The sequence below is a fragment of the Staphylococcus sp. HMSC65H10 genome (assembly GCF_001839185.1).
Lineage (GTDB): Bacteria > Bacillota > Bacilli > Staphylococcales > Staphylococcaceae > Staphylococcus > Staphylococcus simulans.
The window spans coordinates 24,923-39,073 of sequence record NZ_KV840425.1 but is presented as its reverse complement, the minus strand read 5'-3'; the positions used below and the strand labels follow the sequence as shown (position 1 = coordinate 39,073).

General features: G+C 38.2%; 9 protein-coding genes. 4 read left to right on the top strand and 5 right to left on the bottom strand.

The genetic code is table 11. The annotated features are described in order from the left end of the window. Both HMPREF3270_RS13060 and HMPREF3270_RS13055 read right to left on the bottom strand, forming a co-directional pair. Window positions 1-4,495 (bottom strand): YSIRK-type signal peptide-containing protein (locus tag HMPREF3270_RS13060; RefSeq protein WP_141763164.1); only part of this gene is annotated, 4,495 nt, incomplete at its 3' end. A 398-nt stretch (window positions 4,496-4,893) separates the two neighbouring features. Beyond that, entirely contained in the window at window positions 4,894-6,153 is a 1,260-nt protein-coding gene (locus HMPREF3270_RS13055) for a putative glycoside hydrolase (RefSeq protein ID WP_371106807.1), read from the bottom strand. A 237-nt stretch (window positions 6,154-6,390) separates the two neighbouring features. On the opposite strand from HMPREF3270_RS13055, the gene HMPREF3270_RS13050 reads away from it, so the two are divergent. After that, window positions 6,391-7,419 (top strand): DNA-3-methyladenine glycosylase family protein, encoded by a 1,029-nt coding sequence (locus HMPREF3270_RS13050; protein WP_070849034.1) that lies wholly within the window; start codon window positions 6,391-6,393, stop codon window positions 7,417-7,419. Between the two features lie 62 nt (window positions 7,420-7,481). Here the strand turns inward: HMPREF3270_RS13050 and HMPREF3270_RS13045 are convergent, their stop codons facing one another. Then, window positions 7,482-8,741: an anaerobic C4-dicarboxylate transporter family protein gene (locus tag HMPREF3270_RS13045; RefSeq protein ID WP_371106808.1), complete on the bottom strand. Its 1,260-nt coding sequence runs from the start codon at window positions 8,739-8,741 to the stop codon at window positions 7,482-7,484. Between the two features lie 242 nt (window positions 8,742-8,983). After that, entirely contained in the window at window positions 8,984-10,918 is a 1,935-nt protein-coding gene (locus HMPREF3270_RS13040) for a catalase (protein ID WP_070849041.1), read from the bottom strand. 251 nt (window positions 10,919-11,169) lie between these two features. Between HMPREF3270_RS13040 and HMPREF3270_RS13035 the strand changes: the two genes are divergently transcribed. The 3 genes from HMPREF3270_RS13035 (at window position 11,170) to HMPREF3270_RS13025 (ending at window position 12,697) form a co-directional block, all read left to right on the top strand. Next, window positions 11,170-11,811: a hypothetical protein gene (locus HMPREF3270_RS13035; protein WP_070849031.1), complete on the top strand. Its 642-nt coding sequence runs from the start codon at window positions 11,170-11,172 to the stop codon at window positions 11,809-11,811. 107 nt (window positions 11,812-11,918) lie between these two features. Further along, window positions 11,919-12,479, top strand: coding sequence for a hypothetical protein (locus HMPREF3270_RS13030; protein WP_070867275.1), 561 nt, complete (start codon window positions 11,919-11,921; stop codon window positions 12,477-12,479). Further along, the gene (locus HMPREF3270_RS13025; protein WP_070867274.1) at window positions 12,476-12,697 is read left to right on the top strand and encodes a hypothetical protein; all 222 of its coding nucleotides are present in this window, start codon (window positions 12,476-12,478) and stop codon (window positions 12,695-12,697) included. Before HMPREF3270_RS13030 ends, HMPREF3270_RS13025 begins: the two co-directional genes overlap by 4 nt. Before the next feature lie 128 nt (window positions 12,698-12,825). On the opposite strand, the gene HMPREF3270_RS13020 is transcribed toward HMPREF3270_RS13025, so the two are convergent. Continuing rightward, the gene (locus HMPREF3270_RS13020; protein ID WP_002480045.1) at window positions 12,826-14,148 is read right to left on the bottom strand and encodes an APC family permease; all 1,323 of its coding nucleotides are present in this window, start codon (window positions 14,146-14,148) and stop codon (window positions 12,826-12,828) included. Between the last annotated feature and the right edge of the window lie 3 nt (window positions 14,149-14,151).

Below are 14,151 nucleotides of genomic sequence, written 5' to 3'. Positions count from 1 at the left end.
CTGCATCTTTATCAGTTTTTGTGACTGTTAATGGTGCGGCGTCTTTACCAGCTGCACCTACGTCACCTTTATCTCCTTTAGAAACAGTTGCTGTTTGACCATCGCTGAAATGGATCACTGTATTACCTTCAGGGTCTTTTGTTGTTTCTGTGACTGTAAGAGGTTTAGCATCCGCACCTGCTGCGCCTGTATCACCCTTGTCACCTTTCGCACCCTTAGGAATTGTTAATTCTTTGCCGTCTGAGAAGACTACTTTTGTATCACCATTGGCTTGTGGTGTGATACTTGTGATTGAAATTGAATCACCTTTTTCGCCTTTAGCACCTGTTTCACCAGTTGCACCTTGTGCCCCAGTATCACCTTTGTCCCCTTTAGAGATTGTTGCGTGAGAACCATCACTGAAGTTCACAATTGTATTGCCTTGCGCATCTTTAGTTTCACCAGTCACTGTCAATGGTGCAGCATCTTTACCTGCGGCACCTGTTGCGCCTGTTTCACCTTTATCTCCTTTAGGAATTTCAAGTTTCTTACCGTCTGAGAATGTTACTTCTTTATTTCCATTAGGAAGTGTTTTAGTTTCAGTAATTGTAACTGAAGTACCATCTTGACCTTTAGGAATTTCGAATGATTTTCCATCAGTAAAGGTTACTTTTGTTGTACCGTCAGCTAATGTTTCGATTTTATCGATTCCAATAGATGTACCGTCTTTACCCGGATCTCCTTTAGCACCTTGAGCTCCTGTTTCACCACGGTCACCTTTATCTACAGTAATTGTAGAGCCATCACTAAAGTGAACTAATGTATTACCTTGACCATCTTTTTCAGATGAAGTTACTGTCAATGGTGCGGCATCTTTACCTGCGGCACCTGTTGCACCTGTATCACCTTTAGAAATTGTAGCGGTTTTACCATCGCTGAAATGTACGACTGTGTTGCCAGCTGCGTCTTTTGTTTCTTTAACAACTGTTAACGGCGCTGCATCTTCGCCTTTATCTCCCTTAGCACCTTTTGATACTACGATAGATTTGCCATCGCTAAAGTTGACTTTGATATCACCATTCGCTTGTGGTTCTGTTGATGTGATTGTGATTGATTTACCATCTTCACCTTTAGCACCCTGTGCTCCGGTTGCACCTGTTGCTCCAGTATCACCTTTGTCACCCTTAGCTCCTTGGGCTCCAGTATCACCTTTGTCACCTTTAGAAATCGTTACATGTGATCCATCACTAAAGTTAACGACAGTATTACCTTGACCATCTTTAGCTTCGCCAGTCACTGTTAATGGTGTGGCGTCTTTACCTGCGGATCCTGTTGCGCCTGTATCGCCTTTATCTCCTTTAGAGATTGTAGCGGTTTTACCGTCGCTGAAGTGGACCACTGTGTTACCAGCAGCGTCTTTTGTTTCATTGACAACTGTTAACGGTGCAGCATCTGCACCTTTATCTCCCTTAGCACCTTTTGGTACTACGATGGATTTACCGTCACTGAAGTTGACTTTGATATCACCATTCGCTTGCGGTTCTGTTGATGTGATTGTGATTGATTTGCCATCTTCACCTTTCGCACCTTGTGCTCCGGTTGCGCCTGTAGCACCCGTATCACCTTTAGAAATTGTTACATATGATCCATCACTGAGATGTACCACTGTATTACCGTCTCTATCTCTTGTTTCTCTTATTACTTTTAATGGAAGGGCATCTTTTCCAGCTGCACCTGTAAGACCAACATCACCTTTATCTCCTTTGTCACCTTTGTCACCTTTAGAAATTGTGGCTTGTGAACCGTCACTGAAGTGTACTACTGTGTTGCCAGCTACATCTTTTGTTTCACCAGTCACTGTTAATGGTGCGGCGTCTTTACCTGCGGCTCCTGTTGCGCCTGTTTCACCTTTATCTCCTTTTGCTCCTTGAGCGCCTGTATCACCTTTATCCCCTTTAGGGATTTCAACTGTATTACCGTCTGAAAATGTTACTTGTTTATCACCATTCGGTAAATCATCAATTGAAACTACAGTGATTGATGTTCCAGGTCTTCCATCTCTACCATTTCTACCATCTCTACCAGCTTCGCCTTTTTCACCTTTAGGGATAAAAATTGAACTGCCATCTGAAAACTCTATAGTAGTACCAAGATCAGATTCAGGAGTTGCAACTACTCTAATTGAATCATCTTTATCTCCTTTTGGGATTGTGACTGTTTTACCGTCAGTAAATGTAACTAGAGTGTCACCATTTGGTAATTTCGTTTGGCTTTTAACAGTGATTGAATCACCCATCGGACCTACTGGTCCTCTATCACCTGGGTCTCCCTTTGGAACAGATACTGAGTTATTATCACTAAAAGTAACTTTAGTATCACCATTTGGTAATCTTTGAGTATACTTAACAGTTACAGAAGTACCATCTGCAACAAAGAATTCACCAAGTTTTTCACCAGTTGCTTTATTAGTGATTGTTACTAAAGTACCTGGTTTACCATTTTGTACTGTTTTCAAGCTAGAATAGGCAAGTTCTGGTGTATTACCATCTCTCGGCACAATTGTTTTGCCTGGTAAACTTGTATTTCCATCCTTAGCAGTAATTGCTGAAATAACTTCACCTTGTTTTAATGGTGTAGCTAACGTTTGAGTGAATTTACCTTGTGCGTCTGCTGTTGTTTGATAAGTCGTAAGCCCTACTGTAATTGTTACAGGGGCATAAGGCATTGTTTCACCTGTGACAACAGTCTCTCCAGATAATTTCGGATCTACAACAGGTGGTAAAATAAAACTATTAGCTGCATCTGCAGGTGCAGCCACGCCTAATTCAATTATTTCAGGAATTTCATCTTTAATTTTTGTTTCAGTTTTAACAGTATTACCTAATTGAACATTTTTGTAGTACCAATTTGTACTGGTAACCTCATTAATACCATTAACACCCTGTCTTGCTACACGTTGTGTACCAGCAGGAATTTTTGTTGATGTTCTATATTCTTTAGTAAAAGGAATCGCTTCTTGGATTTTTTGATCCTCTTGTCTGATATTGAAATCAACATTACCATCTAAAACAATTTCCATTTTTTCATTGAAATAGTTGGCTGTTGAATATGGATCCGGTGTTGAACTATAGTTACTTCCATTTGGGAACATCATTACAAATCCGTCTACACTTAAATTCCCGTTCCAGTTTTTAACTGGCAAGCTGAATTTAACATCCGCATACCCGTTATTTTTAATTGCTGTATCAGTAAGGAAAGGACGGCCATTTAATGCATAGCCTTCTGGGTAACCAGGTTTAGCTAAGCCGTCTTTTAGCACTGATGTTGTAGGATCTCCAGTAGTACCAACCATTTTCACGGTTGCTGGAATACCATCTCCGTTTGATGGTAATTGAAAACCATCACCAAATTTAAACCCTCCTAAATCAATGGCATGGGTTTGTCCTGTGCCAGCTGCCGCATAAAATTTAACCTCAAAGTCCATTCTATTGTTGACTCTGTCTGGTTTAGCTGTCACAACATAGCTCGCTGGTTTTTGTCCCATATACGTTTTACCTTCACCAGTGATGATGATCCCTCTTTCTGGATCAATTGAAGCACTTGCTTTAAGTGCACCGATTGCTTCAGGTGCTGAAGAGTTTACTGGAATATCTATATTTGAAGATGTATTAGGGTCACCTACACGGCTGGTTGTAGGTGCTGAAATTTCACCTTCAGTCGGTGCATTAGGATCATCCGCTGCTGCACGCACCGCATACACTGTATATTTAGATGTTTGTTCATTGGCATACTCAATGCCTGCACGTAGGATATCTTGGAATAAATCTTCTGCTGATACTGCATTATAATCAACATTTAACTTACTTAAGATGCCTTCTACATCTTGTGCCTTATATGTTTCAGATAATAGATTACGGACTAATCCTTCTTTATCTGATGAGTGTAAATATTGTTCTACAAATTCAACAGGTGCTTTTGCGCCATCGTTTAAGCTTGAGTAATCTACTGTACTTTCAGGAACAGTGTTTACTTGTGCTGTTTCTGTAGTTTTTACTTCATTAGATGGTGCTGTTTCTTTTGTCGTTGTGTCAGCTTTAGGCGTCGATTCAGTTTGTGAAGTTGCCTCAGCTTTTTCTACTTTTTCTGCTTGAACACTTTCTTTATTTGTAGGTGCTACTTGTGCTGTATTATCTGAAGGTTTTGCTTCTGATGTTGCAGCTGCTTGATTTGATTCGTTTGCTGGCTGTGCTGTTGAAACTTCTGGTGTTGTTTGTTGCGTTTGAGTTTCTTGGTTTACAACAGGTGCCTCAGCTGGAGCTGCTTGATCTGCTCCGTGTTCGGCAGGTTCCTCTGCTTGTTGTGCATCAGTTTCTGCTGCTTCTGCGTCACGGCTTGCGCCGAACAATAAAGTAGTTCCAAGTAAAATAGAAGCTGTACCGACTGTAAACTTACGAATTGAATATTTATTATGAATATTCGGTAAGAAGTCTAAACGCTTGTTGCCTGATTTTTTCATGATGTCCTCCGTTTAGTACTTTTGTACATAAAATAATAATGTTTCAAAATGTTTGTTTTTCTCTCACATTCGACTCATTATAGCAAAGTTTTGTACCATTTAGTATAGCAAAACTTAATTTTTAGTGAATTTGTTCGTGTTTGCACATCTAATTTCACTCAAATTTCTAATTAATCCATTTTCAGCCTCAATTTTTGACAATATTTTGTATCACAAATTAATATGTTCTTAAAATTTCTCTTTAATTCGTGTATACTATCTCAAAATAATCTATATGACTTTTCTACGCACATCTCATAGTTATTAATTTTATGTATAAGAAATATTCATCATCAGTTTCTTAAATTAGCATAAAAAGAACTGAACCTTCCATTAAAAGAAAGTCCAGTTCTTTAATTTTATTGATGATCTTTTTTGTCTTGATTATCTTCTTTCTCTTGCTTATCTTCATTTTCTTTTTCTTTAGCTTTTTCACTTTTATCAGGTGAATAGTTCACACCTTGAGTATATTCATTTGAAGCATCCCAAAGTAAGAATTCATTGATACCGTGATCACGTAACGCTTGAATTTGATCAGAAACCGCTTCTGCATCATAACTCTTATAATTCCCTGCACCTAAATAACTCGCAGTGAAATCTTGCAGCCAAGGACGTGTTTTCGGTTTATGGTCTGCTTTCTTCAATACATCTGATTCTTTCTCTAAGTACTTGTCTACTGTGTTATAAGGTTCTAAGTCAGGATGCTCAATCCCAAAGTCACCAGGGTTCCAATGTGATGGATATATCATAGAAGAAATCACATCTACATTCTCCGCAATTTTAGGGAAACTTTGACCAATACCCGGTGCTTCTTCTACTGTCGCAGAGTAACCAAAGACGTCTGCAGAAATTTGCGCATCTAAAGGATGAATTTCTTTACGCGCTGATTTTAGGAACTGCGTAATACTATCGACACGTTGTTGTGTATTATCCATGTCATCGCCTTTATATTTACCATTAGAATATACTAAATCTTTGTCCATATTTTCAAAGCCTTCTGGGAAGCGTACATAGTCGAATTGTACTTCTCTAAATCCAGCCTTTGCTGCTGCTTTTGCGACATCAATATTATAATCTCTGACTTCTTTTTTGAATGGATTTAAGAATTTATCACCGCCATCACTTTCCCAAACTTCGCCATTCTTTTCTTTAAATGACCAATCTGGGTGAGCTTCCGCTGCACGTGCATCTTTAAACGTTACAACTCTGGCAATCGGATAGACATTGTTCTTCTCTAACGTCTTCATTAATTTTTTAAGGTTGACCATTTCAGTTGTATTCTTTTGAATCAGTTTATTATCTGAATTCAAGTCCATGGTAATATTACCTGTATCGTCTTTAACATCAATCACCATAGCGTTCAAATCTGTATCGTTAATCATTTTGATTAATTCATCAAAACGTTCACCTTGAAGGGTCCCAGGTGTCACATAAATTCCTTTAATCCCTTCTTTAGGGTATTTAATTTTATTTTTATTATCGTTATGCTTCTCTGATTGTTGATGTTCTGCGGACTTGTTGTCATTCTTTGAAGTTGAATCATTATTACCGCATGCTGTAAGGATCAATGTACTCGCTGCAGCTATAGTCAGCACGCGTTTCATCAATTTTATCGTCATCCCTTCATCATAAATCAACAGTTATAATTATTTTATACATTTCATGAACAAAAATAATAAACTATCATCACTATTCTAGCTTAACGAAATCGTTGATAGTTGGCAATGAAATTCCTGTTTCTATTTAAAATCTAGCGAAAATTGATTTCATCACGCATTTATTGATGAAACAAAACACCTTTAACTCACTTGTTTATATGGGTATAGAAGAATAATACGTTATTTAGGAGAATGATTATGCGGCTAAAATTGACTACACTCACACATTTCTATTATCAATTACCAGAATATAACCTGACAGAAGTCGATGACAGTTGGTATCATCAAACCTTACACCTTCACCTTTATTACCAACCACCCTATGCATTTGAAACACTACTTCAATTCTTAGATCGACGGTCAATTCCAGGTGTGGAGTCTGTATGTGATGATACGTATTACCGTACAGCACTACTTCGATCTGAATCACACACATTTAAAGGTTGGATTGCGGTTACACAAGATGATGAACAAAATGCTTTAGCACTCACATTCAGTGCGAGCCTCTATCCTGTGTTATCTCAAATCATTACACGCATACGTCATCTCTTCGATTTAGATTATCCTCCACAAGCATCAAGAGAGGTATTGACGGCTTCATGGATGGATTCAAGCACCAGAATGCCAGGTGGCTTTGATGGTTTTGAGGTCAGTGTACGTACAGTATTAGGACAACAAATTACGGTACAAGCTGCGACGACGCTAGCCGGTCGTTTAGTTCATGCCTTAGGAACTCCCTTTGTCTTAGATTTACCTGGTTTATCTGCTTTCTTCCCATCTGCAGAGACACTCATTGCGGCAGGTAAAGCTAATAGTCTAGAAGGCGGCAAAGGTATCAGCGATGTTTTAGGACCACTTGGTATTACAGGTAGACGTGCTTCAACCATTGAAGCCATTGCTCGTGCATTAGTTAATGGAGAAATTCAGCTCAAACCTTACCCAATATGGAAAGATAAACAGATAGATACAGAAATCATGACTCAAATTGAAGTTGAAATGAAACGTTTATTAGCTATCAAAGGGATCGGCCCTTGGACTGCACATGCGATCGGTATGCGTGCTTTAGGATATCCCGATGCCTTCTTAGAATCTGACATTGGTGTCATCAAAGCTTTGAAAGCTTTATATCCTGAGTCAGAAGAAGCCGAAACTTCAAAAGGCCGGTTAGCTCTCGCTGAAGCTTGGCGTCCAATGCGCAGTTATGCGGTTATGAATTTATGGAAATAAATGATACAAAAACGTCCTCCACTTTGAAAAATACTCAAATTGGAGGACGTTTCTTTTATGAATTAATAACCAAGCAATGCTTTAATACTAAATCCGACAATCACAGAAACTGTAATCGCAAAGAAGCCAGGTAATATAAAGCTGGTTGGTTTCGTTTGTTTCGTTTCATCTAAATCTACCGCAAATAATAACGTTGGTTGTGCTGGAATGACGAAGTTAACATTTAAAGTTTGCGCCATCGCAATAAAGTACATCGGCGGCACACCCATACTCATCAGAATCGGCAACATAATAGATGCTGTCGCTGATTGTGAGATTACCACAATCGTAACGAGTGAGACTAATATAATCACAAGCCATGGCACTTGTTGAATCACACCACCGATTTGTTCTGTCATAATTTTTTTATTGCCAGGGGCAGTGAAGATCGTCGCACCAAGCCAACCAGGTCCAAGTACTGCGAATAAAGCCCCAATCGCAGATTGTGTAATATGACTATCCAAAATATCTCTCGTATTTAATTTAACTAAGACTAAGTTGATTGCGGCACTCATATACATAAAGAGCTGCACAATTTCAGTCGTTTCAAGTTTAACTGTTTCTCCATTGACTTTAAATGTCGGTACTAAATCTGAGAAAATACCAAACATTAAAATTAACCCAACACCTAATAAAAAGACCAAAACACCTAATTTCACACGAGGTGAAAATTTCGTTTGTAGCGGCTGTGCTTCAATATCTTCCATAATATCTGTCGCAAATTGGCTAGGATTCATCTTACGACGTCTACCGACTACTGTACAATAAACACTCAGTGCTAACATACTAATAATCGCTGTCGGCATAACGATAGATAGGTATTTGCCCATCGTGACACCTGTCACTGCCAATGTCGCAATAATATAAGCCGTCGCAGAAGCTGCTGGACTACATAATAATGCCAAGTTAGCCGTTAACACCGATGCTGTTAATGGACGTTTCGGTTGAATCCCTGCACGTGTCGCAGTTTTAGCGATAATCGGTTCTAGTGATAAGGCAATATTTGTTGTCCCGATACCGAAGACAAAAATAAAGACAATCATGGGTGCGATAAAGATGATAGATTTCGGATAGCGCTCAATCACTTTAGAAGCAAGGTAAACTAAGTAATCAATACCACCTGTAGCTTGTAAGGTTCCACCCGCAATCCCAATGGATAAAATAATCAATACCGCTGTAACAGGTGCTGAACCTGGCGGCAGACCAAAGATAAAAATCATGATCAGCTGTGCCACAATTGCGAAGATACCGCAACCCAGCGCACCTGCCAGCCGTAACCCCATCAGTATGGCTAGAATCATGATAATAATTTCTGTGATAAATAGAAACATTTTAACTCCTCACTTTAGTATCTCTATATTGTGAAAAAGATAACATAGTCCAGTTTATCACGATTGCGTCACAATTTGGTAAGTCAAAATTACTAAAATATGAAAGTTTAGTGAATACAATTTTCTAAAATAACAACTTATAAATATGTATGAAAAAAGCCCTGGCACGTAGCCAAGGCTTTAAATATTGAATACTATGCTCTATCCCAATAACGTACTTGATCAAATGCTTTCACAATTGTTTGTGGATCATCTGATACAAAGATACCAGGCGCATCTAATTTCACTTTACCATCTTGTAAGTCTTTAGAAGCCGCTTCATTAAAGATAATTGGTTTCTTATGCTTATAAGATAACGCCGCAAACTCTTCAGCATCTGGAATTAAACCATTACCATCTGACAAGATGACTAAGCTGTCGAATAATGTCGCATGCGCTGTATCATACGTTTCATTGATTGAGATATCATCAGACAAGTCTTTTTGTTGCTTGCCGACAAACGCATAGTTTAAACCATGCTCTGCGAATGTTTTCGCATAATTTTTCAATGTTTCTGCGTCAATATCACCGTTCACTAATACTGCCACTGAGTGACCTGGTAATGGACGGTCATATTTTTCCATAGTCAATTGACTGTCTTTCTTATCTGATTTTACTTCTTCATTTTCTTCTGGTACTTGTACACCCACATTGTCTGCGACACGTTCAGCTAATTCACGATCAATTTTATTTAATTGATTCACTGCACGTTGACGCACATCCATGCTTTTACATTTACCGATTTCAAATGAGAAGCCATCCACTGTATGGTCAAATTCAGGTTTTGTTAAACTGTTCAGATATAGTTTCGCTTGTGAATAGTAATCTTTGAAACTGTCACTGCGTTTACGGATTTTGTGTCCTTCTACTTTTTCAGGATAGTGTACATAGCCGCCTTCTGCTTTTGAACTTGTGAATGGGCAGTTGCCTTCTAAAGCATTCTTATGATAAGACGTTTGACCTTCATGAATGTTCATTTGATGCATCGCGTCACGTTGGTTGTTACGCACTTTGTTCACAGGACGGTTGATTGGAATTTGGTTGAAGTTTGGTCCGCCTAAACGTGAGATTTGTGTATCTGTGTAAGAGAATAGACGTCCTTGTAGTAATGGGTCATTTGAGAAATCGATACCTGGTACGACATGACCTGGGTGGAATGCGACTTGTTCGATTTCATCAAAGACATTATCTACGTTTCGGTTCAATGTCATTTTACCAACGACTTTAACTGGCACTTCATCTTCTGGCCAAATTTTTGTCGGATCTAATAAGTCGAAATCAAAGTCGAATTCTTGTTCTTCTCTTAAGATTTGTAAACCAAGTTCCCAAGCTGGATAGTCACCTTTTTCAATTGATTCATGTAAATCTTTACGGTGGAAATCGATATCTTTACCTTGTAAGATTTGCGCTTCATCCCATACAAGAGATTCTAATCCGTGAACTGGTCTCCAATGGAATTTCACGAAGAATGCTTCACCTTGTGCATTGACTAAACGGTACGTATGTACACCGAAGCCTTCAATTTGTCTAATATTCTTAGGAATACCACGGTCACTCATTGCCCATACTGCAGTATGTGAAGTTTCTGGATTTTCTGCGAAGAAGTCCCAGAATGTATCGTGTGCTGTACCACCTTGTGGTGTTTCTGTATCGGGTTCAGGTTTAACCGCATGAATTAAATCAGGGAATTTGATTGCGTCTTGAATAAAGAATACAGGAATATCGTTACCGACTAAGTCAAAGATACCTTCATCTGTATAGAATTTCGTCGCAAAGCCACGTACGTCTCTGACTGTATCTGGTGAACCTTTTGAACCTTGTACCGTTGAAATACGTACAAAGACAGGTGTCACTTTGTCAGGGTTTGTGAGGAAGTCTGCTGAAGTATACTCAGATAAATCTTCATAAACTTGGAATTCACCATGTGCACCAAAACCACGTGCGTGAACGACACGTTCAGGAATTCGTTCATGGTCAAAATGCATAATTTTCTCACGGAAATGGAAATCTTCTAATAGACTCGGTCCTCTTTCACCTGCTGTGAGTGTTAATTCATCTTCACTGACTTTTGTTCCATTATTCGTCGTCATCGGCTCGCCTTCATGACTTTTTCTGAATTGGTCTAATTGTTCTTGCTTTTTGTTTTTAGCCACACAAATAACCTCCTATATATTAAGTCCTAATTATGAGTTTCCCGTTTCATTTTAAACAAAACACTTTTTGTTTTTGAAGATAATTTTAATACAAAGTTTATAAAAATTTACAATCAAACAGTTCTGTTCATCTCGGGTTGTTTTCAGTAAAATGATACTATGCATAATTAATAGAAAAGGTGGAAGCTATGTCACTCCCAACTCATTTACGTATTGAAGGTTCGCTTTCAGAAATTATAGAAGTATTAATGAAGTATGAAGATGCTTCAACGTTATCTCATGATAACTTATTTAAAACCAAAAATGTTGAAGCGATGTTATATCAACTATTTGTTAAACATATGAGTCAAAAAGAACGTCAAATCATAGAACGCTCAATAAAAACGTCTGAATATATGACTTTTATTGAGGAAAAAGATGCGCAACATATGCAGCTTTTAGCACAAACACATTATTTATTGCCAATACAAAAAAACTTAAATTATATCGATAATGAATTTCTGAACAACTACAATTACTATATTTTAAATGGTTCTCCAACAAAATTCCCTGAGTTAGCACAAACAGCCAAAGATCAAAATAGTATTAAATACTGGGTGGAATCTGGCAGACGTGCAAAAGATAATATGACACTCTCAGAATTCTTAGATGTAAACTTTACAGTTAATCAATTAAAAGAGATTTGTCGTACTCATAAAATCAAAGGATTTTCTAAAGGACCGAAAAAGCATATCATTCATTTAGTAGAACAAGCGTTTTTGAGTCGCCTGACAATTTTATTGTCAGTTATTCAAAAGAAGCTTATCAGCTGCTTGCTTATTTCATATTAGAAAATCGTAATAGTATTCCAAAAAGCATAGCCGAAGACTTAAATACTGATTTCTGGCTGATTGATACTGATCGCTTAAATACAATTTACTTTACGCCTGCAGATACAATGAAACAAATCAAGGATTTCTTTAACACACATAAGATCAATCCTTTAGATTATGTTCGTCCTGAAGACCAAGTGTTATACCAAGATTCAACAAAGGGAACTGTAAAAGAAACAACTGAAGTGGATACATCACATTATACTGCCACAGATGAAGACGAAGCGATAAATTTAGAAGCGAAGCTAGAGCGATTACTTGCTCAAGAAGAACAGCTTTCACCTGAATTTGAATTTTTTGCGGTGTTATTAAACCTTTATGGCGTTGTGCCTTACCAATTTGCGACCACTTTATTCAACCGCTTCTTCAACGAAGCTAAAAGTGAAACAGAAATCAAAACAATGGCAGCAGATCATTTAAAAGATATTTTAGTCAGTGACAACGATTACTATATCCATCCTTTAATTGAAGAAGAATATCCAGATATCCTTGCACACTTTGAAGATATCAGTTATTTCGTTCCGACTAGCTATGAAGCACTGTTAACAGCTGGAGAACTTGATACATTAAACACAAATAAAAATATTCGTAACGCTCTCAAGTTCTTTTTAAAGATGATGATATGAAAGAATTTTTAATGGACATTATCGTTCTGCAACCGTTAAAAAGACACACAGACATAACACAACTGGATCAAATTATAGAGGAACTAGCACTAGAACCTGAAGTTCGCAGATTCAACAATTTAGAAGTCAAACGTCATTTGAAAAAGCTTGCATATTATTTACCGCTATGGAAGTTACGTGGTCATAGCCAAGCAGAACTTGATGCCACTGCACGATAGAACTCTTTAACACAAACTCATATTAAAACAAAAAAAGGAAGTCACTTCATGACGCTGACCATGAAAGACTTCCTTCTTTAATTTGAAAGGTATAAATATAGAGGGTGAATGAATTTTAGAATACTAGCTTATGACTTTACTTGTGCTTTCTTATAATAATAAATTGGAATTCCTGCTAAGGTCACAACAATCCCGATGATTGCCAGTACAGGTTGTGTAATTAATGTGTTAATTAATACGAATATACCTGCCGCTAAGGCAATGATTGGAATCACTGGGTACAACGGCACACGGTAAGGTCGTTGTAATTCAGGTTCTCGTTTACGTAAAAGTATGACCGCTAGGAAAGCCATACAATAGAATGTCCAAATAACGAAAATCAACATGTTCGTAATCGTATCAAACGCACCTAACAACATCATTATTGTAGCGATAACCAATTGAATGACACCGCCTAACCAAGGTGTATCTGATGGCGTTAAGCTTAAGAATGCGCGTTTAAATGGTAATTGATCGATTTGTGCCATCGCATAAGGAATCCTCATGCCTGTCATCGTATAACCGTTCATGGTACCGTACACAGAAATCAAAATACCGATAGTGATAATCTTACCGCCACTTGCGCCGAATAAAATAGATGAAGCATCACTTGCGGCATTTAAGTTACCTACGATATGTTCAATCGGCAAGGTCATTAAGAACGTTGCGTTGATTAATAAATACACAACCATAATCAAGCCAATACCTAAAGCAATTGCGCCAGGTAAATCTTTCTTAGGATTCTTCATTTCCCCGGCAATATTACCGACATGAATCCATCCGTCGTATGCGAACATTGTCGCAAGCAAGCCACTTCCAATCGCTTCAAACCAACCAGAACTTGTACCATTCACCACTGGGAATAAAGAGAATGATACTTCGCTGCTTTGGAAGAAGCCGAATAATACAATCATCGCAATTGGGATTAATTTAATTACCAACGTAATAGATTGGAGTAATCCGCCTGCCTTTGATCCTAATAAGTTGATTAACAACAATGTTAACGCACTCATAACAGCGATAGGCACTAAATAAATAATGTTAAGATGAAACAAGTTGATAATTTGCGTACCGAATATAATCGCCAGTGCGGCTACGTTTGCGGGAAAATAGATGAACCCTTGTGCCCATCCAGATAAGAATCCCCAGAAGTTGCCATACGTATATTCGATATATTTTGTCAGACCACCTGTTTCAGGAATGGCAGCTGCTAACTCAGCACCTGTTAAACCTGCACAAATGGTAATGAGACCTCCAAGGAACCAAACTAACATTGCCATACTCGTTGAGCCGGTCACTTCAGTGACACTGGAAACTTTGAAGAAGACGCCAGCACCGATTACCGAACCCATAACGAGAGAAAGTGCAGCAAAGAAACCTATATTTTTCTTTAAGGCTTTATCACTACTCATCAG